General features: G+C 72.9%; 19 protein-coding genes. 6 read left to right on the top strand and 13 right to left on the bottom strand.

Features of this window, described 5'->3' with window-relative positions:
• Positions 1-30 precede the first annotated feature (30 nt).
• A complete protein-coding gene (locus OHV05_RS32055; protein ID WP_405020812.1) occupies positions 31-639 on the top strand; it encodes a TetR/AcrR family transcriptional regulator in 609 nt (202 codons plus the stop codon).
• Here OHV05_RS32055 and OHV05_RS32050 read toward each other — a convergent pair.
• The 4 genes from OHV05_RS32050 to OHV05_RS32035 all read right to left on the bottom strand — a co-directional run bounded on the left by OHV05_RS32050 (position 607) and on the right by OHV05_RS32035 (position 4,408).
• Entirely contained in the window at positions 607-1,113 is a 507-nt protein-coding gene (locus OHV05_RS32050) for a VOC family protein (protein ID WP_405020811.1), read from the bottom strand. The two genes, OHV05_RS32055 and OHV05_RS32050, sit on opposite strands and share 33 nt — an antisense overlap.
• A 2-nt stretch (positions 1,114-1,115) precedes the next feature.
• On the bottom strand, positions 1,116-2,381 hold the full coding sequence (locus OHV05_RS32045) for an amidohydrolase family protein (protein ID WP_405020810.1): 1,266 nt from the start codon (positions 2,379-2,381) through the stop codon (positions 1,116-1,118).
• A gap of 26 nt (positions 2,382-2,407) precedes the next feature.
• Positions 2,408-3,892 (bottom strand): FAD-dependent monooxygenase, encoded by a 1,485-nt coding sequence (locus OHV05_RS32040; RefSeq protein ID WP_405020809.1) that lies wholly within the window; start codon positions 3,890-3,892, stop codon positions 2,408-2,410.
• Positions 3,893-4,051: 159 nt separating this feature from the next.
• A complete protein-coding gene (locus tag OHV05_RS32035) occupies positions 4,052-4,408 on the bottom strand; it encodes a nuclear transport factor 2 family protein (RefSeq protein WP_405020808.1) in 357 nt (118 codons plus the stop codon).
• 287 nt (positions 4,409-4,695) lie between these two features.
• Between OHV05_RS32035 and OHV05_RS32030 the strand changes: the two genes are divergently transcribed.
• Positions 4,696-5,538: a helix-turn-helix domain-containing protein gene (locus OHV05_RS32030; RefSeq protein ID WP_405020807.1), complete on the top strand. Its 843-nt coding sequence runs from the start codon at positions 4,696-4,698 to the stop codon at positions 5,536-5,538.
• A 174-nt stretch (positions 5,539-5,712) separates the two neighbouring features.
• Here the strand turns inward: OHV05_RS32030 and OHV05_RS32025 are convergent, their stop codons facing one another.
• The 3 genes from OHV05_RS32025 to OHV05_RS32015 form a co-directional block, all read right to left on the bottom strand.
• Positions 5,713-6,966 (bottom strand): MFS transporter, encoded by a 1,254-nt coding sequence (locus OHV05_RS32025; RefSeq protein WP_405020806.1) that lies wholly within the window; start codon positions 6,964-6,966, stop codon positions 5,713-5,715.
• A gap of 149 nt (positions 6,967-7,115) precedes the next feature.
• Complete coding sequence (locus OHV05_RS32020; RefSeq protein WP_405020805.1) at positions 7,116-7,583, bottom strand: GreA/GreB family elongation factor; 468 nt, start codon at positions 7,581-7,583, stop codon at positions 7,116-7,118.
• Between the two features lie 72 nt (positions 7,584-7,655).
• The gene (locus OHV05_RS32015; protein WP_405020804.1) at positions 7,656-8,615 is read right to left on the bottom strand and encodes a Dyp-type peroxidase; all 960 of its coding nucleotides are present in this window, start codon (positions 8,613-8,615) and stop codon (positions 7,656-7,658) included.
• Positions 8,616-8,877: 262 nt separating this feature from the next.
• Here OHV05_RS32015 and OHV05_RS32010 point away from each other — a divergent pair, with 262 nt between their 5' ends.
• The gene (locus OHV05_RS32010; RefSeq protein WP_405020803.1) at positions 8,878-9,327 is read left to right on the top strand and encodes a hypothetical protein; all 450 of its coding nucleotides are present in this window, start codon (positions 8,878-8,880) and stop codon (positions 9,325-9,327) included.
• An 82-nt stretch (positions 9,328-9,409) separates the two neighbouring features.
• On the opposite strand, the gene bla is transcribed toward OHV05_RS32010, so the two are convergent.
• The 3 genes from bla to OHV05_RS31995 form a co-directional block, all read right to left on the bottom strand.
• Positions 9,410-10,366: a class A beta-lactamase gene (gene bla / locus OHV05_RS32005; RefSeq protein ID WP_405020802.1), complete on the bottom strand. Its 957-nt coding sequence runs from the start codon at positions 10,364-10,366 to the stop codon at positions 9,410-9,412.
• A 104-nt stretch (positions 10,367-10,470) separates the two neighbouring features.
• Positions 10,471-12,201, bottom strand: coding sequence for a serine/threonine-protein kinase (locus tag OHV05_RS32000; protein WP_405020801.1), 1,731 nt, complete (start codon positions 12,199-12,201; stop codon positions 10,471-10,473).
• Between the two features lie 107 nt (positions 12,202-12,308).
• A complete protein-coding gene (locus OHV05_RS31995) occupies positions 12,309-13,274 on the bottom strand; it encodes a hypothetical protein (protein WP_405020800.1) in 966 nt (321 codons plus the stop codon).
• A 192-nt stretch (positions 13,275-13,466) separates the two neighbouring features.
• Between OHV05_RS31995 and OHV05_RS31990 the strand changes: the two genes are divergently transcribed.
• Positions 13,467-14,531, top strand: a complete 1,065-nt coding sequence (locus tag OHV05_RS31990; protein ID WP_405020799.1) for an alpha/beta hydrolase — start codon at positions 13,467-13,469, stop codon at positions 14,529-14,531.
• Positions 14,532-14,546: 15 nt separating this feature from the next.
• Here OHV05_RS31990 and OHV05_RS31985 read toward each other — a convergent pair whose 3' ends face one another.
• Entirely contained in the window at positions 14,547-16,931 is a 2,385-nt protein-coding gene (locus OHV05_RS31985; RefSeq protein ID WP_405020798.1) for a helix-turn-helix domain-containing protein, read from the bottom strand.
• Between the two features lie 170 nt (positions 16,932-17,101).
• On the opposite strand from OHV05_RS31985, the gene OHV05_RS31980 reads away from it, so the two are divergent.
• A complete protein-coding gene (locus tag OHV05_RS31980) occupies positions 17,102-17,329 on the top strand; it encodes a hypothetical protein (protein WP_405020797.1) in 228 nt (75 codons plus the stop codon).
• Positions 17,330-17,349: 20 nt separating this feature from the next.
• On the opposite strand, the gene OHV05_RS31975 is transcribed toward OHV05_RS31980, so the two are convergent.
• Together OHV05_RS31975 and OHV05_RS31970 are read right to left on the bottom strand one after the other, a co-directional pair.
• Positions 17,350-18,132 carry a sporulation protein gene (locus OHV05_RS31975; RefSeq protein ID WP_405020796.1) on the bottom strand — a complete coding sequence of 261 codons (783 nt, stop codon included), beginning with the start codon at positions 18,130-18,132 and terminating at the stop codon, positions 17,350-17,352.
• An 82-nt stretch (positions 18,133-18,214) separates the two neighbouring features.
• A complete protein-coding gene (locus OHV05_RS31970; protein ID WP_405020795.1) occupies positions 18,215-18,556 on the bottom strand; it encodes a hypothetical protein in 342 nt (113 codons plus the stop codon).
• 175 nt (positions 18,557-18,731) lie between these two features.
• Here OHV05_RS31970 and OHV05_RS31965 point away from each other — a divergent pair, with 175 nt between their 5' ends.
• The gene (locus tag OHV05_RS31965) at positions 18,732-19,937 is read left to right on the top strand and encodes an MFS transporter (RefSeq protein WP_405020794.1); all 1,206 of its coding nucleotides are present in this window, start codon (positions 18,732-18,734) and stop codon (positions 19,935-19,937) included.
• Positions 19,938-19,945 lie beyond the last annotated feature (8 nt).

Genomic DNA, 19,945 nt, shown 5'->3' with positions numbered 1-19,945 from the left:
GAAACCACCGTTCTCGTTTAGGGTGGGGGGATGCCTCGCCTCACGGACGAGCGCCGGGAAGAGCGGCGCCGTCACATCCTCACCAGCGCCTGGACCTGCTTCTCCGCCAACGGCTTCCACGCCACGTCCATGGACGACGTGATCGCCGCCACCGGCATGTCCTCCAGCGCCGTCTACCGGTACTTCCGGAGCAAGGACGACCTCATCGACGCGGCCGCGGACGAGGCCATGACCCTGGTGCGGAGCCTGTTCGACGGACTGCTGGCCCAGCGTCCCACCGCGTCACCCGCCGAGGTGCTGGCGGCGATGGTGGGTGAGGTTCGGGATCGGGACGCGCAGTCGGAGTACGACCTCACGCGGATCGCCATCCAGTCGTGGGGGGAGGCCCTGCGCAGGCCGGGCCTGGAGGAACGCACCCGGGCCTTCTACCTCGGCGTACAAGGGCAGTTGGAGGAGCTGGCCCGGCGGTGGTGCGAGGAGGGCCAGGTCCCCGGGGACGCCGATCCCCGGGGGATCGCGACGGTCCTGATGGCGCTCATGCCGGGACTTCTCGTCGGCCGACACCTGGTGGCGCCCGTGTCCGCCGAGCACCTCATCGCCGGTCTGTCATCCCTGGGCTCGGCCTCCTGGACCAGCTGACGTGCCGGTGCTCAGCCAGGAGGAGTCGTACTCGACGCGCGAGGGGTCGAGCCCGTGGGGCTCGCTCGTGTAGAACCGCAGGCGTAGGCCGTCCGGGTCGGGGACGACCAGCACCCAGCCCACCATCGCGACGACCGGCGGTGAGTGGCGGACCCCCAGGCCGTCCAGGTGCGCGATCCATTCGTCCACGGCGGCGCGGTCCTCGACGGCCAGGGTGAGGAGCTCGTTCCCGTCCAGGGCACGGGCTGTCGCCGGGTCCAGGCGCAGCTCCAGCCGGCAGGGCAGGTGGGGCACGTCGAGGACGACCGAGAACAGGGTGCCGTCGGGGCGGCGGTGGTCGAGCTCGGTGACGCGGTGGGCGCCCAGCACCGATCCGTACCAACGGGCGCTGCGCTCAAGGTCGCTGACGCACAGTTTGAGGTGGTGGAGGCCCTGGTGTGCCGGGGCCTTCGACGTGGTCGTCGGGGTGCTCATGGTCAGACCAGCCCGTCCGCGAGGAGGGCGGCGGTGCGGTCGACGGGGACGCCGCGCCGCCACAGGCCGGCGACGTCCCGTACCGCGGTGATGTCGGTGAGGGGGTTTCCCTCCACCAGCAGGAGGTCGGCGCGCAGTCCGGCGGCGATGCGCCCGCGGTCGTGGAGGCCGAAGGCGTCGGCGGGGGCCGCGGTCGCGGCGGTGAGGGCCTGGGCCGGGGTGAGTCCGGCCGCGACGAGGAGGGCCAACTCACCGTGGTAGCTGATGCCGTGCGTGGTGGGGTGGCCCTCGCCACCCGTGCCGTCGGTGCCGACCAGCAGGGGCACCCCGGCCCGGAACATCCGTAGTGCGACGTCGGCCGCGTACCGGGCGTCGACCGAGACCGGTCCCACCCGCACTCCGCCCGGGCCGTCGGCGCGCATGCGCTCGATCTCCTTGAGCCACCGGGGGTCGGCGTAGGGCCGCAACCTCGGGTCGTCGATGAGGGCGTACTCGGCCGGGTTGTCGGTCATGCCGGTCAGTGAGGCCAGGGTGGGGATCACGAACACACCCCGGGCCGCGGCGTCTTCCACGAGGGCGTCGTCGGAAGGCCCGTCGGCGGGGGCGTGGGCGAGGCCGTCGACGCCGCAGTCGATCGCGAGCCGGGCGGAGCGGCGGGTGAGGGTGTGGGCGGCGGTGCGCAGACCCCGCTCGTGTGCGGCCCGGACCAGCGCACGGATCGTCTCGGGGGACATCACGGGCATCGGTGTCCCGATCGCGGTGCCGTCCTCGATGAAGATCTTGAGATGGTCCGCCCCGTCGGCGACCCGCGCCGCCACGAAGGCGTCTGCGTCCTCGGGACCGGCGAGGGTGGGGAAGGGCTCCATCAGGCCGAGTTCGACCAACTGGCTCGGGTGGCCGCCGGGGGCGGTGGCTCCGGTGGTCGCGATGCGCAGGTCGGCCAGGTCGTCGCGCTCGCGCGCGGCCTCCCGCACCGCGCGGGCGACCGAGGGCGTACCACCCATGTCGAGCTCGGTGGTGATCCCGAAGAGGAGTGCCCGCCGCAGCTGTTCGGTGTCGCCCGTGTGGGTGTGGGCGTCGATCAGCCCGGGCAGCAGGGTGCGGCCGCGGCCGTCGACGACTGTTGCTCCGGCCGGTGTACCGAGGGCGAGGCCGACGGCGGCGATCACGGAACCGTCGATGAGGACGTCCCGGGGTGCGTGGAGCGCGGTGCCGTCGAAGACGGCGACGTTGCGGATGAGGGTGGGGACGGAAGCAGAAGTCGACATGTCCTTGTCTCCTTTGAACAGCCGGGTCATCGGGCGGACGGAGCGGGCAGGGGCAGGTACTGGGCCAACTGACCGAGAACCTGGGCCGGTTCGGCCGGTACGCCGTGCGCGGCGAGGTAGCCGTCGGGGCGCACCAGCAGGGGAGTTCGTAGCCCCGGTGCGTGGCACACGGACAGGACGGTGTCCCACTGCCGCCCGTCCTTCGGTCCGCTCCGCCCGGGCAGGGCCAGCGTCCAGCGCAAGCCCGCTTGCCGGACTGCCAGAGGCGAGATCCGGTCCCCCACGCGCGGGGAGCCGCGGTCGGGTTCCCGTGCGTAGCTGATGTCGAGCTGGGCGAGTTTGGCGGCGACCCAGCCGACGATCCCCGACGTGGCCGCGGCTGCGGCGAGGAGGTCGTTGCGGCGTTGCCCGGCGGCCGGGTCCCGGAGGGTGGCGATCTTGGCGAACCGGCTGGTGAAGGCGACCAGTTCGGATGCGACCGGGTGCCGTTCGTCGTGGTAGCTGTCCAGCAGTTCGGCGGGGGCTGCGCCGGTGAGGACGGCGTGCAGCTTCCAGGCCAGGTTGCCGGCGTCCTGGATGCCGGCGTTCATGCCCTGGCCGCCGGCCGGGCTGTGGGTGTGCGCGGCGTCCCCGGCCAGGAACACCGGGCCGGAGCGGAACCGCTCCGCGACCCGTTCCTGGACGCGGTACGTGGAGGCGTTCATCACCGCAGCCACTCGGATCCGTGCTTCCGTCGGCCCACGTTCGGAGAGCAGCCGCTCGATGTCCACGGCGCGGGGCGCGGCCGACCCCGGCGCGGCGGGAGTCACCATGCGGTGCTGCCCGTCGGCGAGCGGAGAGAGGAGCAGCATCCCGGCGGAGGAAAGGAAGAAGGTGGTGTCGGCCGCCCCGAGGCCGCTCGCACCGGCGTCCAGGCGGACGTCGGCCAGGGCGAACAACTGCTCCGGGGCCTCGCCGGGAAAGCCGATCGCGGCAGCTGTCCGCACGGCGCTGCGCAGACCGTCGCAGCCCACCAGGTAGCGCGCGGAGACCGATCGCAACAAGCCGTCCGGACCGGCGATCACGGCGGTGACCCCGGGAAAGTCGGGGGTGAAGCCGAGGAACCTGTGGCCGCGGTGCACCCCGCCACCGAGCTCCCCCAGGCGTCGGAGCAGGTGCTCCTCCGTCGTCTGCTGGGAGGCGAGCAGGACGTAGGGGTAGGGCGTGTCCAGGCCCGCGTAGGAGGCGTGCAACAACGTGCGCTCCCGGTCGTGGACGCGGAACCCCTGCCCCCGCTCCCCCGCCGCCAGGAGCCGCTCGGCGACGCCGATCCGTTCCAGGTACTCGAGCGAGCGGGGCTGAATCGCCGCCGCCCTGCTCCCGGTCCGGGGCCCGCCGTCCCGGTCGATCAGAACGTGGTCCACGCCAAGCTGCCGCAGGCTCACGGCCAGGGTCAGTCCCACCGGCCCGGCGCCGACGATCAGAACGTCGGTGCGGAGCGGCAGGGGGGTGGAGATGCGCGACGCAGGCATGACGCCTCCTCGGGGTGCGGGCCCCGCGAAGGCCTCAGGAGGCCCGCCACATCAAAGAGAAACGAACGTTTTCGTTTCAATGCGACGCTAGCACCCGGGGAGGCATTACGCCAACGACCGTTTCCGTTTGGCCCTGCGGACGTCGGCGCGCACCGGGCGTCAGACCTCGTTGTTCCACATCCGGAACACCGCGCATTTGCCGCGACCGCCGAAAGTCACCGTCCACAGGTTGGCGAAGGTGCCCAACTCCGTGTAGCGCCCGGTGCCTTCGATCGCCGCAGTGTCCCCGTTGATCGCGAGCAGGGACCACTCGAAGGTCCAGCCCCCTTCCTGCCAGCCGGCCCGGCCCAGCCACCCCTGGACGATCGCCTCGCGACCCACCCAGTCGGTCACGTACGGCCACTCGTGGTACTCCGCCGCCGGGGTGAAGAGCGCAGCGATGTCCTTCCGGCTGTTGGAGGTCCACGCCTGCACGTACGCCTCGACCCACGCCTCCACCTGATGCTTCGTCACCATGCCCGGTCTCCTTGGTCGAGCAGCGAGAGCGGCATCACCCGGTGCCCCGACGCGGCCGGCCACCGAGCCGCCGCCTCACCGATCCCACTACTCGCCCCGGTGATCGGTACGACCTTGCCCACCGGAACGGACGGAACGGTCATGAGAACCCCTTCGCTGCAGCCGGCGGAGGCCGGACCGGGTGCTCGTCCACCCAGACTCTGATCCTGGAGGCGATCGCCCCGGGCAGGCAGGGCGGAGCTTCCTGGGTGCGCCACTCCCAGGAACCCGCCGCGTACGATCGAGGCATGAGCGGGTACGAACTCGGCGAATTCCTCCAAGCCAGGCGGTCCCTCCTGAAACCCGAGGAAGTGGGCCTGCCGACCTACGGACACCGCAGGGTCGCCGGGCTCCGGCGCGAGGAGGTCGCCGTGCTGGCCGGAGTCAGCGCCGACTACTACACCCGGCTGGAACAGGGGCGCGAACGCAACCCCTCCGGGCAGGTCGTCGACGCCATCTCGCGAGCCCTCCGCCTGAACGCCGACGCCCACTGGCACGCCTACCGCCTCGCCCGCCTCCTCCCGACGGCCGAGGCCGCCGACGAGTCGGACGAAGTGGCCCCGGCCCTGCTCCGGCTCATGGAGGGCTTCCCGTCCGCGGTCGCGTACGTCGTCAACCGCCGCCTCGAAGTGCTCGCGGCCAACGCCTTGGCCGATGCGCTTCTCTCACCCCTGGCAGACCGCCGCCAAGTACTGCGCTCCCTCTTCCTGGACCCCGCGGCCCGAACGCTCTACGCGGACTGGCACAGCATCGCGGAATGCTCGGTCGAAGCCCTGCGCCTGGCTGCCGGACAGCATCCGGACGATTCCCGGATGACCGCCACGATCAGGGAACTGCTCAGCGGCAGCGACGAGTTCGAGCAGATGTGGCGCGGTCACGGCGTCAGTTCACTCGGCCTCAGACCCAAGACCTTCAACCATCCGGCCGTGGGCCGGTTCACCCTCACCTACCAGTCCTTCGACGTCCAGAGCACCCCCGGTCAGCACCTCTTGATCGGCACCGCCGAACCGGGCAGCACGGACGCCGACTCCCTCGCCCTCCTCGGCGCCTCGATGTCGGTGCTCGCATCAGAACCGACGGAGCGCCGCTGAGGTGATGCGTTCTCGGATCGACTACCCGACGACCACCCCGGGGCTCGCGGCCGAGTGCGCCGAGGCCCACGTCGAGCGCGGCCGACCGGACCACCGGGGTGGGCGGTCACCGCATCCCCGCCAGGATGGTCACGGGGCTCGCCGTCCAGCCGTCGTGGTCCGGGTGGCGGGTCGTCAGGACAGGTCGCGGCGGCGGGCGACGGGGCTGATGAGCAGCACGACCGGTGGGAGCAGTGCGGTGGCGCAGATCGCCCAGAGGGCGGTGCGCGGGTCGGCGGCCGTCGCCAGGGCGCCTGCGGTCAGGGCGCCGAGCGGTTGGACTCCCCAGGAGACGAAGCGGACGGTGGCCATCACCCGGGAGAGCAGTTCGGGCGGGGAGTCGGTCTGGCGGTGGGTGCGGGTGGTGATCGAGCCGATGACGATGCCGAGCCCGAAGCCGAAGCTGCCCAGGGCGAACCAGTACACGGTGCCGGTGTCCGTGGTCAGCGGCACCAGGAACAGGAACAGGGCGCTGGTGACCGTGCTCGCGAGCAGCACCCGGGCGGTCCCGAACCGGCGGGAGACCCACGGGGCCAGGGCAGCGCCGGCCAGCGCCCCGAGGCCGTCCGCCGCGAGGACGAGGCCGAGCAGGGCCGGCGGCAGCCCCGCCTCGCGGACCAGGTAGAGCGGGGTGAGAGCGGCGAAGCCCGCGCAGGCGAAGTTGGCGGCGGTGGCCCACAGCATGCAGGGCAGCATCACGGGGTGCCGGGTGACGTAGCGCCAGCCCTCGGCGATCAGCCGTGCCGTGCCCTCCTTCGGGCGCTCGGCCGGCCGGGTGGCGGGCAGGGTGCGCAGCACCAGCGCGGAGGTCAGGTAGCTGGCGGCGTCGGCGAGCAGCGCGCCGACCGGGCCGGCCGCCTGGACCAGGAGCCCGCCGGCCGAGGGGCCTGCGGTCTGGGTGACCGCGTGCGTTCCCGACATCAGGCTGTTGCGGGCGGTGAGTTGCCCGGACGGGACGACGGCCGGCAGGAAGGTCGAGTTGGCGATGTCGTAGAGGACGGTGGCCGCGCCGGTGACGAGGGCGGCGAGGAGCAGGTGCGGGTAGCCGAGGCTCCCCAGCCACCAGGCGAGCGGGATCGAGCCGAGGGCGACGAACCGGAGCAGGTCCAGGGTGACCTGGAGGCGGCGGAGTTCGATGCGCTGGGCGACCACTCCGGCGGGCAGGCTGAGCAGCAGCCAGGAGATCTGCCCGGCCGCCGCCAGCAGCGTGACCTGCAGCGCGGTCGCGTCGAGGACGGTGAGCGCGATCAGCGGGAGGGCGATCACCGTGACCGCGCTGCCGGTGTTGCTGACGGTGGATGCGGCCCAGTAGCGCCAGAAGGCGGTGGAGGGGGCCGGGACGGGAGCGGTTCTCTGGGCCGAGAGTGCGGGCGCGGAAGGGGCGGGCAAGTGCGGGGCTCCAGTCAGTTTTGATTAGGAACTCACTTCAACAGGTAAGTTCCTACCGGAAACTGACAGGGCGGCGCAAGGCGATTCCCCGGGGCGGGCACCGGCAAGCAGGGCGGAGCTGTCGGCCGATCACGCAGCGCCCGGGCCTGCTACTCGCCGTCCCCGATCGAGACCACGACCGCCGTCGCCGGTCCGTCGGGGGCCTGCCAGCTCACCGCGTCGCCGGCCCGGCGGCCGAGCAGGGCCAGTCCGAGCGGACTGTCGGCGGTGACCAGGGTGTGCGCCGAGCCGACCGCGACCTCACCGATCAGGACGGTCTGCACGCCCTCGTCGGGGAACCGTACGGTGACGGTGCTGCCGACCCCGACCACGTCGGTACGCGGCGGCCCGGCCTCGGCGCTGTCCCGCAGCCGCGCGGTGATCTCGTCGATCCGCGAGTCCAGCCGGGCCACCTCGGTGGCCCGTTGCAGCTCGTCCGCCTGATCGGCCGGATCGCCCACCGGGTCGGTGCTCCCCAGGGTCTCGGCGACCGCCCCGCGTTCGGCGCGCAGGTCGGCGAGTTCCTGTTCCAGGGCCCGGCGGGCCTCGGCGCTGATCGGTGCGGGTCCGCTGCTCATTGCTGCTCCCGGGGTTCGGCTGGTGGACGGGCTGACGGCATCGGGTGGACTGCTACGGCGCCTGACGGTCTCTCAGGTCGCACCGACCGTTCCCTCGGCCGTGCTCGGCAGCTCGTCCTCCCGGGACAGGTCCTCCAGGAAGCCGGCCGGGGGCACGAAGAACAGCGTCCCGGTGACCGCCGTGGAGAAGTCGAGGATCCGGTCGTGACTGGTGGGGCCGTCGCCGAGGAACATGTGCCGGAGCATCTCCTCGGTGACGGCGGGCGTGCGCGCGTAGCCGATGAAGTAGGTGCCGAACTCGGACCTGCCGGGACTGCCGAAGGGCATGTTGTCGCGGAGGATCTTCCGTTCGGTGCCGTCCGGGTCGGTGATGGTGTTCAGGGCGACGTGCGAGCCGGGGGTGCCGGTCTCGGTGTTGCCGAGCTTGCGGCGGCCGATGATCTGTTCCTGCTGTTCGACGGGGAGCCGGTTCCAGGCGTCGAGGTCGTGCAGGTACTTCTGCACGACCACGTAGCAGCCCCCGGCGAAGTCCGGGTCCTCGCCGCCGATCAGCACGGCGTCGGCGGCGTCCGGCCCGACCGGGTTCTCGGTGCCGTCGACGAAACCGAGCAGGTCACGCTGGTCCAGACAGCTGAAACCGGTGACCTCGTCGGCGACCGCGACCGAGCCCCGCAGCCGGGTCATGATCTCCGCACCGAGGGCGAAGCAGAGGTCCTGCCGGGTGGCCCGGACGTGGAACAGCAGGTCGCCCGGCGTGGCCGGGGCGTGGTGACGGTCGCCGTGCAGTTCCTCGAACGGGTGCAGCTCCGCCGGCCGCGGCCCGTCGACCAGACGGTCCCAGACCGTCGAACCGATCCCCGCGACGACGCTGAGCCGGCCGTCCGGGTGCCCGAACCCGACCGCCCGTTGCAGCCCCGCCAGGTCGGCGAGCAGCTCGCGGACCACCGGTTCGCCGCCGGGGTCGACGGTGAGCACGAGGAAGAGCGAGGCGGCGGTCAGCGGGCTGAGCACGGGCTGCGGCAGGGTGTCCAACGGGGTCGTCCCTCCTGGTGGCGGCCTTGGGGATGGGGCCCGCCACTCTGTGCACCCTGCCACGCGCCGCCGGGCCCAGCGAGTGCAACGCGCCGCGCCCCGACGCCGGGCGACCGCGCCGCGCGCCCTGCCCGACGGCCACCGCCGCGCGGCAGAACCGACCGCTCCGCGTGCGCCTGCACGGATGGTTCCCCTACGGATGATTCACTACGCGCGGACGGCCTGACGCCCCGTCAGTGCCGACGATCATGGAGGAGAGTCGATGTCCCACTCCACGAAGCTGCGCGGTGCCGTGGTCACCGCGTGCACGACCGCTCTGCTGACCGGCTCCGCGCTGCTGTCCGCCCCCTCGCAGGCACAGGCGGGCCTTCAGACCAGGGCCGAGAAGCAGGTGAACGCGTTCTTCGGCCAGTACCGGGACGCGGTCCTCGGGCAGAACCCGAACCAGGACCCGACCGAGGTACGGCAGGAGTTCCTGACGCCCGGTCTGAACACCGAACTCGACCGGTGGGCCGACGACCACCAGGCGGACCCGGTGTTCCGCGCGCAGAACGTCCCCGACGACTGGTCGGTGGCCTACGCCGGCAGCGGGGCCGGCCACAGCACCGTGATCCTCACCGAGAAGTGGCGCGACGGCTCCACCACGGACGTCTGGTACCAGGTCCGCCTGGCCGGCCTGCGCATCGACGGCCTCCAGGACCCGCCGGCCTGAGCCCGGCGCTAGAAGACGAAGGGCTGTACCGGCTGCGGGCAGGGGTCGGGCGTGAAGCCCTCGTCCCCGTACCGCCGGAGGGTCAGGCCAGAGCTGCCGCCAGCAGGGCGGCGGTGCGGGCGACCAGCGGCTCGTCCGCCTCGGCGGCGGCGTCCGGCTTGGTGGACAGGACGGCCAGCACGACGGGCTGCCGGTCCGGGGTCCAGGCGATGCCGACGTCGTTGGTGGTGCCGTACGACCCCGTACCGGTCTTGTCGGCGAGCGCCCAGTCCGCGGGCAGCCCGGCGCGGAACCGGGCACCGCTGGTGGTGTTGGCGAGCAGCCACGCGGTCAACTGCCGTCGGTCCCGTGGCGCGAGCGCGTCCCCGAGCACCAGTTTCGCGTGGCTCCGCCCGATCGCGGCGGGGCTGGTGGTGTCCGTCACCCGCCCCGGTTCGGCGGTGTTCAGCTCGGGCTCCCAGCGGTCGAGCCGCGTCACGCCGTCGCCGATGGACCGGCAGAAGCGGGTCACCGCCGTCGGGCCGCCGAGCTCGCGGAGCAGCAGGTTGTCGGCCGCGTTGTCACTGAAGTCGAGGGTGGCGGCGCAGAGTTCGGCGACGGTCATACCGTTCGCCAGGTGCTCCGGCGTGCCCGTGACCGGGGCGTAGCCGGAGTCCTTGACCTCCTGCTCGGTGTACCGGATGCGCTTGGCGAGGAACTCGCCGTCCCGGTCCAGGTCCCGCAGGACCGCGGCCGCCGTGATCGTCTTGTGCACCGAACAGATCGGGAACAGCTCGTCGGCCCGGTAGGCCACCGTCCGGCCGGTGGCCGTGTTCCGCCCGAACACCCCCAGCCGGGCGCCGTGTTCCCGTTCCAGCTCGGCCAGTGCCCGGATCACCCGGTCCGCACCGGGTGACGTGCTGCCGACCGCCCGGGCCGACCCGCTCACCGGCACCGCGACGGCCAGCGCCGTCCCGGCTCCCACGGCCAGCACCGCACGACGGCTCGGGCGCCCTTCGAAGGTCCCCACGATTGCTTCCTCCTCCGTTGTGACGATCATCCTTCGGAGGAGAGGGACGCCTCGCCGGCTCGGGTGGTTCGCCGCTGTCCGCCGGATTCACCGTAGACGCACCTTTGCACACGGAATCTGCGAAACACCGGGTCTCAGCGAGGCGCGAAAGTGTTCAGCACCGTGGCGAACTGCTGCCGCGTGGTGTTCCAGTCCCCTGGCGGGGAGGCCAGGTAGACCGCGTACTCGGTTCCGTTTGGCGCGACGAAGGCCTGGTCGGCCGCGTGCCGGGGGCCGCGCTTGGCGTCGGTCCAGGTGTACTCCCACAGGGCGCCCTCGGTGCCCCGGTAGACGTTCGACTGCAGGGTGATCCGCTGGTAGTCGGACTGCCGGGCGGCGGTCAGTTCCAGCTCCAGGAAGTGCGCCTCGGGGCTCTGCGTCGCGCCCGGGCCGACGCCGACCCGGAACAGGTGGAGCCCGCCGTCGGGCGAGTAGTCGATCTGGCCGCCGGTCTCGCTCCTGGTCCAGTTCAGCGGGACCGCGACCCGGAAGCCGGCCGGATCGTCCACCCAGCGGAATCCGGCGGGCGCGGGCTGCACCGGCTGCCCGGTCTGCCCGAGCGTGGTCGGCGAGGCCACGGTGGCGGTGCTGACCGGGGGTTGGGAGGTCGGCGGCTGCGGGCTGGGCGCCTGCGTGGTCGGGGCCTGGGTCGTCGGCGGTTGGGTCGACGGCGGTTGCGAGACCGGCGAAGCGGCCGCCGAGGAGGTGACGATCGCGGCCGGGGTCGGGGCCGGCGAGCCGCTGTTGACCACCGCGAAGACCACGCCACCGGTGAGCAGCGCCGCCCCGACCGCACCGCCGACGACCAGCAGGGCCCGTCGCCGCCGCCCGTCCCCGGCCGGGGACGGCGGGCTCGGCGCCGGGGTCGACGGACCTGGGACGGGAGCCGGGACGGGCGGGACCGGCGGGACCGGTACGGGGATCGGGATCGGTGTCGGCGGGGTGGTCTGGGTCGGGGCGTGCGGCTGGGTCCGCCCGACACCCCACGCGCCGGATGCGGCGGCCTCCGTGAGCAGGCCCAACGCCTCTTCCGCCGTGGGGCGTTCGGCCGGGTCCTTGCGCAGCAGCGCCTCGATGACGGGGGCGAGCGCCCCCGCGTGCCGGGGCTCCGGGAGCGGGTCCGCGATCACTGCCTGGAGCGTGCCCATGGTCGTGGTGCGGTGGAACGGGGACTGGCCCTCCACCGCCGCGTACAGGGTGGCGCCCAGGGACCACAGGTCGGACTCGGGGCCGGGACGGTGGCCGCTGACCCGCTCCGGGGCGACGTAGTCCGGCGATCCGACGATGTCACCGGTCCTGGTGAGCCCGGGGGCGCCCTCCAGCAGGGCGATGCCGAAGTCGGTGAGCACCGCCCGGCCACCGCGTTCGAGCAGCACGTTGGCCGGCTTGACGTCCCGGTGCAGCACGCCGTGCCGGTGCGCCTGGTCGAGCGCCGCGAGCACCTGCTCGCCGACCCGGGCCGCGTCGCGCGGGAGCAGGGTGCCCTCCGAGTCGATCACCTCGGCCAGCGAACGGCCGTCGATCAGCTCCATCACGATCCACGGCCGCCCGTCCTGTTCCAGCACGTCGTAGACCGTGATCACCCCGGGGTGCTTGATCTTCGCGGCCGCTCTGGCCTCCTGCTGCATCCGCGAGTTGAGCGTGGGCAGCTCGGCCTCGGCGATGCCGCTGACGCTCAGTTCCTTGATCGCCACCGAGCGTTCCAGCTTGGTGTCCCGGGCCAGCCAGACGGTGCCCATTCCGCCGCGCCCGAGCTGCTCCTGCAACAGGTAGCGGCCGGCGATCAACCGGTCGGCGTCGGGCCTGCCGCCCTCCTGAGAACTCATGCCGAACCACCGTCCGTCCCCGATGGCGTCCCCGAGCCGCTCCCCCCGGTCTCCCCCAGTCTCCCGCCGGACGCGCCCCGGCGCGCCCCGGTGGCCGTCGGCCCCGGTCAGAGCCAGCCGCGCCGGGCCGCCTGGACGCCGGCCTGGAAGCGGGTGGTGGCTCCGAGCCCGGCCTGCAGGGCGGCGACCCGGCGGACCACGGTGCGGCGGCCCAGGCCGAGACGGCGGGCGATCGCGTCGTCGGTGGCGCCGCTGGCCATCAGCGAGAGGATCCGGCGGTCGCGGCCGTCGATCTGTGCGGCGGTGCCCGCCGCCGACACCGGCACGGCGAGCTTCCAGAGGATCTCGAACACGTTGGACAGCGCCCGGAGCAGGCCGGACGGCCGGATCAGCAGGGCGACGACGCCGGGGCGGTGGTCGGCGTCCAGCGTCACGATCGCCAGGTCGTCGTCCCCGATGACGAGTTTCATCGGCAGCTCGGCCAGCGTCCTGGCCTGCTCCCCGGCCTCGATCATCCGCGCCATGTTGGGGCCGACCACCGGGTCCGCGAAGGCGGCCTCGTAGTAGACGGTCCGATAGCCCACCCCGGCGGCCATCCGCTCACGCTGCAGGACCTCCTGCCGGAGATAGTGCTCGGCGGAGCCGACGTACGGCGGCATGTCGATGACCCGCACCCGGTGCCGGGCGGCCTGCTGCAACTGCCGGACGGCGGCCAGCAGTCGGGCGGTGTCCTCGACCACCTCGAGGGCGCCGTAGCAGCCCTCCTCCGTCCTGGCGAAGTGGTAGAGCCGTTCCAACTCGGCGCCGGCGCAGCGCAGATCGGCGTGCCGCAGGGCGTCCCGGTGCAGCACCGCGTCGACCACCTGCGCGGGCGGCAGCGCCTCCCAGGTGCGGCCGGTCTGGTCCGCCGTCACGATGCTTCCCTCGGCGGCGAGTCGGTCCAGCGCCACCCGGACGGCTGCCCCGCTCAGGCCCGTCCGGTCCGTCAGGGCGTCGGCGGCCGAACGGGGGTGACCGACCAGCGCCCGGTAGACCCGGCCGCCGTCGGAGTCCGGATCCAGCGCGTCGGACACGGCACCCCCATCGTCGTCGCCCCCGGTCGGGTCGGCCCGCACAGGTTACCCGCCGGTTGGCCTGTATACGCCAATGGCCCAACTGGGCCGGGGCCCACGGTGGCGCCGCTCGGGACGCATGCGATCAGATGGTCATCGCCCGGCCCCCTGGGCGGGCCACCCAGCAGTCCACCCCACTCCGGAGGACCCTCGATGAGTTCACCACTGCCCGGCTGGCGCCTGCGGGCCAAGGCGGTCGTCGCCGCCGCGGCCCTCGCCGTGATCACACTGGCCGCGCCGTCCGCGCAGGCCGACCCGTCGGCCCCGCCGGTCCTGACGGACGGTCAGGGCCTGACCCAGGTCGGCTCCACCGGGACGGCCACCGACTTCGTGGTCACCGTGACCACGGCCCAGGTCGCCAAGCCGCACCCCATCAAGATCATCCTGCCGGACGGCTACTGGTCGAACCCGACGAAGCGCTACCCGGTGCTGTACTTCCTGCACGGCTCACCGGACAGCCCGGTCAACCAGACCTACCCGGCCCTGCACAGCTCCTCGGTGATCACGGTCGTCCCGGACGGCGGTGCGCGCGGCTGGTACTCCAACTGGCGCGACCAGAACACCCCCGCCGGTGCGCAGAACTGGGAGACCTTCCACCTCGACCAGGTGATCCCGTTCATCGACGCCAACCTGCGCACCGTCGCGACCAAGCAGGGCCGCGCCGTCGCCGGCATCTCGATGGGCGGCTTCGGCGCCATGCACTACGCCCAGCGCCGCCCCGAACTGTTCAGCCAGGTCGGCTCGTTGTCGGGGGACATCGACCTGTCGGCGGCCTCGATGGACCTGCGGATGGCCGTGGTCGCCTCGCTGACCAACGCCCCCGGCGGCTTCTGCAGCTCCGGCGACTGCCAGGGCGCCTACACGCCCGCCGTGTCGAGCGACGCCCTGTTCGGCTCGCCCTACCCCGTGTTCAACATCGACCGGCTGTGGAACGAGGCCGACCCCGCCTCGCACGTGAGCAGGCTGGCGGGCATGGGCATCTCGATCTACACCGGCAGCGGCGGCGGCAACCCGCTCAGCCTGGAGTTCTGGGTCGAGGGGGCGAACAAGCACGTCAAGGACTCGCTGGACGCGCTCGGGATGCCCTACTACTACGTGGCCTACGGCAACGGCGCCGGCTGGGGCACCCAGTGCAACGGTGACCACAACAGCGGCTGCTGGGCCCAGGACCTGGTGGACTACATGCCCCGGTTGGAGCGGGCCTTCGCCACCGCCTGACCCGGCGTCCGACGGTCAGTCGGCCCACCCCTCGACGTTCCGCCGGAGCGTGGCCGGCGCATAGCCGGCCTCGCTCCGGCGGAACAGCTGACCGAGGTGGTGCTGCAGCCGGATGTGGCGGAACTGGTAGACCGCGCCGGTCTGGCGGAGCACCCCGCGCCGGTAGGCGTCCTCCAGGAAGGCTGCCGTGTCCCAGGGCAGCCGGCCGGTCAGCGGCAGCCAGATCCGGGACAGGGTCACCCACTGGCCCCAGGCGGTGAAGGAGAGCGCGTACGAGAGCGCACCGCCGAGCCCGCCCACCGCCCCGATGAAGAGCCCGTCGTCCAGCCCCCAGTTCAGCGGGCCGACCAGGGGCTGGAGCAGGCTGACGACGATCCGCCCGCCGAACGCGACGGTGAGGGTGAGCAGCGGTGCGAGGACCAGGGTCTGCCGCCGCACGGTGGCCCGGTTGGACGACAGCAGGCTGCCCGGGGTGGCCGCCGAGGCGATGTCCAGGGGTGCCTCCAGCGCGGCCAGCAGCCCGAAGACCAGCCCGGCACTCGACCCGAAGATCAGGCCGAACGCCAGCATGTTGATCAGCGTGCCCTCGACCAGCTCCGCCGTGACCGGCAGCTCGATGAAGAACACCCGGTCCAGGGTCAGGGCGCACGCACACCCGACACCGATCACGAACCCGCCCAGCAGGACGGTCGTGAACCGGGCGGCGAAGGTGCGCAGCGGCCTGCGGCCGATCCCGTTGCCCGCGCCGGGCATCCGCAGCCGTACCTGGGTCGGCTCGAAGGCCCGGCGGCCGAACCTGCCGACGACCAGGTGCACCAACCCGAAGGCCAGGCCGGCGGTCGGTCCCATCAGGGCGCCCACCAACAGCATGTCCCCCGAGGTGACCTGATAGGCGAACAGGCCCACCACCCAGCCGGACACCGCGACGCACAGGCCGGAGACCAGCACGACGGCCAGCAGGCGGGTCGAGCGCCCGAGCGAGTCGCCGATCCGCCACCAGGCCAGGTCCTGCTGCTCCCGGTCGGCCCGGGCCATGTGGTGCGCCAGGTAGCCGAGCCAGCGCTCGGCGCGCGCCGGGTCCCAGTTCCGCGGCCGCCCCCGGTCGGCGCGGTCGGGGGCCCGGCGCCGGTAGACCGACGGCACGAAACCCGCCAGCAGGTGCTGTTCGAGGGCGTGCGCGGTGGGGAACCGTGCGGTGTCCAGCAGTTCCGCCGGATCCAGCTCGGGCGTCTCGCTGTACATCGTGCGGGCCAGCACCACCATCAGCGGGGTGCTCAGCACCCGGGAGAGGTTCACGCTCCCCCGGCTCGTTCCGCTGCGCAGTTCCTTCAGTACGAGGTCCCACACCGCCCCGGGTCCGCCGGTGCCGTGCGCGGCCGGACGGGCGGTCCGCGGCAGGTAGGCCGCCAGGTCGTCCAGGGTCAGGTCGGTGAGTTCGACGCCCGCCGCCCAGAGCAGGGGTGCCCGGGCGGCGCTGACCGCGTCGGCGAACTCGTCCCGCCTGCTGGTCAGCACCAGCGGCATCGAGACGCCGTTGAGCGCCTCCAGGGCCTCCTTGCGCAGGCCCTCGGCGATCTCGTCGAACCCGTCCAGCACCGGAAGGACCAGGTCGGCGTCGACCAGGGCCGCGGCCAGCGTCGAACCGCTGGGGACCCGGCGGGTCAGGTACGGGTGGTCCCGGAGCAGCCGGTCCACCAGCCAGTCCCGCAGCCCGTCGGCCGTCGGGTCCCAGGAACCGATGCTGAAGATCACCGGCACCCGGTCGGCGGGGGCCGGGGCCGCCAGCTGGTCCAGCAGGAACCGGATCGTCAGGATCGACTTGCCCGAGCCGGCCCGGCCCAGGATCACCATCCGCCCGGAGGGAACGCCCCGGTAGACCTCGGCCACGCTGCGCAGATCACCCGTCAGATCCACCCGGGAAGCACCGGCCCCGGCACCGGCCGGCAGGCGCTGGATGTTCTCCTCATGGTCCGTCAGGTCCGGGGGCGCCGTCCGCCACCGCACCGGCAGCGGGAACGGGTCCTGCACCCGGCGGTGCTCCTCCTCGCGCTGCCACCGGCGGCGTACCTCCCGGGCCAGTTCCCCGGCGGCCTCCGCGAGCGCACCGCGGACGGGCGGCGGCGGGCCGGGAAGCGGTTCGGTGACCGGTGCCGACGGGTCGGGGCCGGGCGCACCGGCGGCCCCCGCCAGCAGGGCCGCCAGGCGCTGCCGGTCCTCGGGCCCGACCTCCAGGGCGTCCGCCAACTGGTTCACGGTCCCCAGCCGGTGATCGGTGGCCGTGCCGGTCTCCAGCCGGCGGATGGTGCGGACGCTCAGCTTGGACCGCTCGGCCGCCTCCTCCTGCGTCAGCCCCGCCTCGGCCCTGAGCCTGCGCAGCAGCGTGCCCAACTGGTCTGTCACGTAGCCCCCTTCGCCCACGAACCCGGCCTCCGCAGAGCCTATCCGACCACCGGCCACAGCTGGCCGGTCCGCTGTCCTGTCCACCGGACGGCGGGGACCCCACGATCGGAACCGACCGGCCGGCACCGCCCGTCGGGGGCGGCGTCCCGCACAGGACATGAGGAGTCGACATGGCTTACCGCTACTGGTGCGGCGAGTGCGGATTCCGGACCGGGTGGCTCACCGAGTCCCAGGTCGAGCGGCAGCAGACCGAGCACTACGCCGCCAGGCACCCCGAGATCTTCCCCGGCGGCCAGGTCGAGACCGACCGCAGGAACCCGAACAGAGCCGTCGGCTGCGCCCAGCTGGTGGGGCTCCTGGTGATGGTCCTGATCCTGGCCGCCTCCTGCCGCCGCTAGGGACTGTCGGCGGTGATGGGTCAGAGCCAGCCGCGGCGGCCGCCCACCGAGTGCAGCCACTGGTGCAGGTAGTCGGCCCAGTCGGTGCCGGCCGCCTCGCCGTGGGGGACGGTGAAGGAGCGGAAGGTGTCGGAGCCCTCGGTGAACAGGCCGCCGCGCTTGTCCATCTCCAGCACCACGTCCACCGCGTGCTCGTCCGCGACGAAGGACAGCTCGACCTGGGTCAGCCCCGGGTACTGCGGTGCGGCGAAGAACTCGATCTCCTGGTAGAACGGCAGCCGCTGACGGGTGTTCCGGATCTGACCACGCTCCAGGTCCGCACCCTTGAAGCGGAACCCGAGCCGCCCGAAGCCGTCCAGGATGCCCTGCTGCACCGGCAGCGGGTGCACCGCGATCGGGTCCAGGTCGCCGGCGTCGACCGCCCGGTCGATCGCCAGCTCGGTGTGCACGCCGAGCACCATGCCGCGCAGCTGCTGCCCGCCGACCGCCGTCACCGGGGTCTCGTACGGCACCTGGAAGGCGAACGGCACCACGTGCAGCGCGCCCTCCTTCAGCTCGAACGCCCCGCCCAGGCGGTGCTGTTGGAAGCGGATGTCCTGGTGGTGCTCGCTGTCGCCGCCCTCCACCTCCACCCGGGCCTGCAGGCTGAGGGTCAGCCCCTCGATCGTCTGGTCGACCTTGCCGCCCTGGATCCGGACCTCGCCGCGCAACGTGCCGCCGGGCAGCACGTTCGGGTCCGCGAGGACCGTCTCGACCGAGGCGCCCCCGGCGCCGAGCCCGGCCAGCAAACGCTTGAATCCCATCGCAGTTCCTTTCGTCGGCACAACACCGCTGATCAGGGTAGCGATGCCGGTCCGGACCCGCGACGGCCAGTCCCGAGGTGGCTCAGTTACGGCGGCGGGCCCGCCGGAGCCGGGTCACCCGCACGACCAGGAAGCCGAGCAGCCACGGCAGCACGGTGATCAGCCCGACGTACCCGATCAGGAAACCCAGCAGGTCCTCCAGCCAGGTCTCCTCGTCCCAGGTGTCGGTGGGCAGGACGGTCACGACCGCCAGCGTCACCACCGGCACGGCCGGCACCAGCACCGCCGTCAGCCGGGGCTTCCACCCGGGCCGCCGGGCGTTCCAGACCCCCAGCCCGGCCATCACGAACGGCCCGCCCAGCGCCCACAGCACCACCGGGACGAAGAACACCGCCCACCAGTCGCCCGCATACCCGTACATCATCGCCGACCCCCCGTCACCGACTCCGGCTCCCGACGATACCGAGGAGTCCTGCCGGACCTCCCGTCAATTCGGGTCACCCGCCGCACTGTTGTCGCGGCAGCACGCCGAGGCCGTGCTAGAATGGGGGTGTTGGCCTTCGGAGTGCCCTGGTTGTGGGTGCGCGGAGGCTTTTTTCATGTCCTCCCACACCTCTGCGCCCGTGGCGCCCGCCGTCACCGGCTACCGTGACCTGCTCCGCATCACCGAGTTCACCGGCCTGTACGCCGGCTTCGCCCTGACCGGCGGCGCCACCACCCTGTCCGGCTTCGCCCTCGGCACCCTGGTCGGCCGGCAGACCCACTCCCCGTTCCTGACGGCCGTGAGCATGTACGGCGCCACGTTCGCCGCCGTGCTCGGGGCGTTGACGCTGATGTCGGTGGCGGACGGCCGGCGCCCGCGCCGTACCCTCGTCGTGCTCCACTGCCTCACGCTGCTCGGCGTCGCCGCGCAGGCGATACCGGGGTTGCCGCTGGCCGGACGGTTCGGGCTGCTGCTGGTGCTGGGCTTCTTCCAGTCGCTGGGGACGGGCACCCGGATGGGGCTGCTGGCCGAGGTGGTGCCGGACTCGGCCTACGCGCCGGCCCGTTCGCTGATGAACATCACCTCGGGCGGGACGGCCGTGGTCGGTTTCGCCCTCGGGGCCGTGCTGCTGCGGCAGCTGAGTCCCTACCAGGTCTTCGGTCTGGCCGCGGTCCTGACCGCGCTCGGACTGGTCGTGGTGGCGGCCACCGTCCGGGAGCACTCGATCCGGCTGACCCGGCGCCCCGGGCTGCGGCAGACCTGGACCACCAACGTCGCGCTCTTCTCGTCCCCGGGGCAGCGGGTGCTGCTGGTGAACCTCTGGATCCCCAACGGTCTCGTGGTCGGCTGCGAGGCGCTGTTCCTCTCCTACGCGCCGGACCGGGCGGGCACCCTGCTGGCGGCCGGATCGGCCGGAATGCTGCTCGGCGACCTGGCCGTCGGCCGGCTGCTCACCGCCGAGCAGCGACGGCGCTCCGCCTTCGCCCTGCGGCTGCTGCTCGCCGTCCCGTACCTGCTGTTCGTACTGCACCCGCCGACGGTGGTGCTGACGGTCGCGGTGTTCGTCGCGAGTGCCGGCTTCGCGGCCACCCTCCCGTTGCAGGAGCAGCTGCTGGCGCTCACCCCCGATCCGGTGCGCGGCCAGGTCCAGGGGGTCGAGTCGGCGGGCCGGATGACCTGGCAGGGGCTCGGTGCCGCACTCGCCGGCGGGGCCGCCCAGTACCTCGCCCCGGCTGTCGTGATCACGGTCGTCGCCGCGGTCTCGCTCGCCGTCACGGTGCTCTCCCGATCGGCGGTGGAACGCGCCCGGCCGGCCCGCTGACGGAGAGT

The sequence above is a fragment of the Kitasatospora sp. NBC_00070 genome, from assembly GCF_045041205.1.
GTDB lineage: Bacteria > Actinomycetota > Actinomycetes > Streptomycetales > Streptomycetaceae > Kitasatospora.
The sequence above is the reverse complement of the archived record's forward strand: the minus strand, read 5'-3'. Positions and strand labels throughout refer to the sequence as shown.

Coding starts and splice junctions, on each gene's coding strand:
- OHV05_RS32030 (WP_405020807.1), top strand. CDS start 4,696: ATGAGCGGGTACGAACTCGGCGAATTCCTCCAAGCCAGGCGGTCCCTC.
- OHV05_RS31965 (WP_405020794.1), top strand. CDS start 18,732: ATGTCCTCCCACACCTCTGCGCCCGTGGCGCCCGCCGTCACCGGCTAC.
- OHV05_RS32045 (WP_405020810.1), bottom strand. CDS start 2,381: ATGTCGACTTCTGCTTCCGTCCCCACCCTCATCCGCAACGTCGCCGTC.
- bla (WP_405020802.1), bottom strand. CDS start 10,366: ATGATCGTCACAACGGAGGAGGAAGCAATCGTGGGGACCTTCGAAGGG.
- OHV05_RS31975 (WP_405020796.1), bottom strand. CDS start 18,132: ATGGGATTCAAGCGTTTGCTGGCCGGGCTCGGCGCCGGGGGCGCCTCG.
- OHV05_RS31980 (WP_405020797.1), top strand. CDS start 17,102: ATGGCTTACCGCTACTGGTGCGGCGAGTGCGGATTCCGGACCGGGTGG.
- OHV05_RS31970 (WP_405020795.1), bottom strand. CDS start 18,556: ATGATGTACGGGTATGCGGGCGACTGGTGGGCGGTGTTCTTCGTCCCG.
- OHV05_RS32050 (WP_405020811.1), bottom strand. CDS start 1,113: ATGAGCACCCCGACGACCACGTCGAAGGCCCCGGCACACCAGGGCCTC.
- OHV05_RS32020 (WP_405020805.1), bottom strand. CDS start 7,583: ATGAGCAGCGGACCCGCACCGATCAGCGCCGAGGCCCGCCGGGCCCTG.
- OHV05_RS32010 (WP_405020803.1), top strand. CDS start 8,878: ATGTCCCACTCCACGAAGCTGCGCGGTGCCGTGGTCACCGCGTGCACG.
- OHV05_RS32055 (WP_405020812.1), top strand. CDS start 31: ATGCCTCGCCTCACGGACGAGCGCCGGGAAGAGCGGCGCCGTCACATC.
- OHV05_RS32000 (WP_405020801.1), bottom strand. CDS start 12,201: ATGAGTTCTCAGGAGGGCGGCAGGCCCGACGCCGACCGGTTGATCGCC.
- OHV05_RS31990 (WP_405020799.1), top strand. CDS start 13,467: ATGAGTTCACCACTGCCCGGCTGGCGCCTGCGGGCCAAGGCGGTCGTC.
- OHV05_RS32035 (WP_405020808.1), bottom strand. CDS start 4,408: ATGGTGACGAAGCATCAGGTGGAGGCGTGGGTCGAGGCGTACGTGCAG.
- OHV05_RS32040 (WP_405020809.1), bottom strand. CDS start 3,892: ATGCCTGCGTCGCGCATCTCCACCCCCCTGCCGCTCCGCACCGACGTT.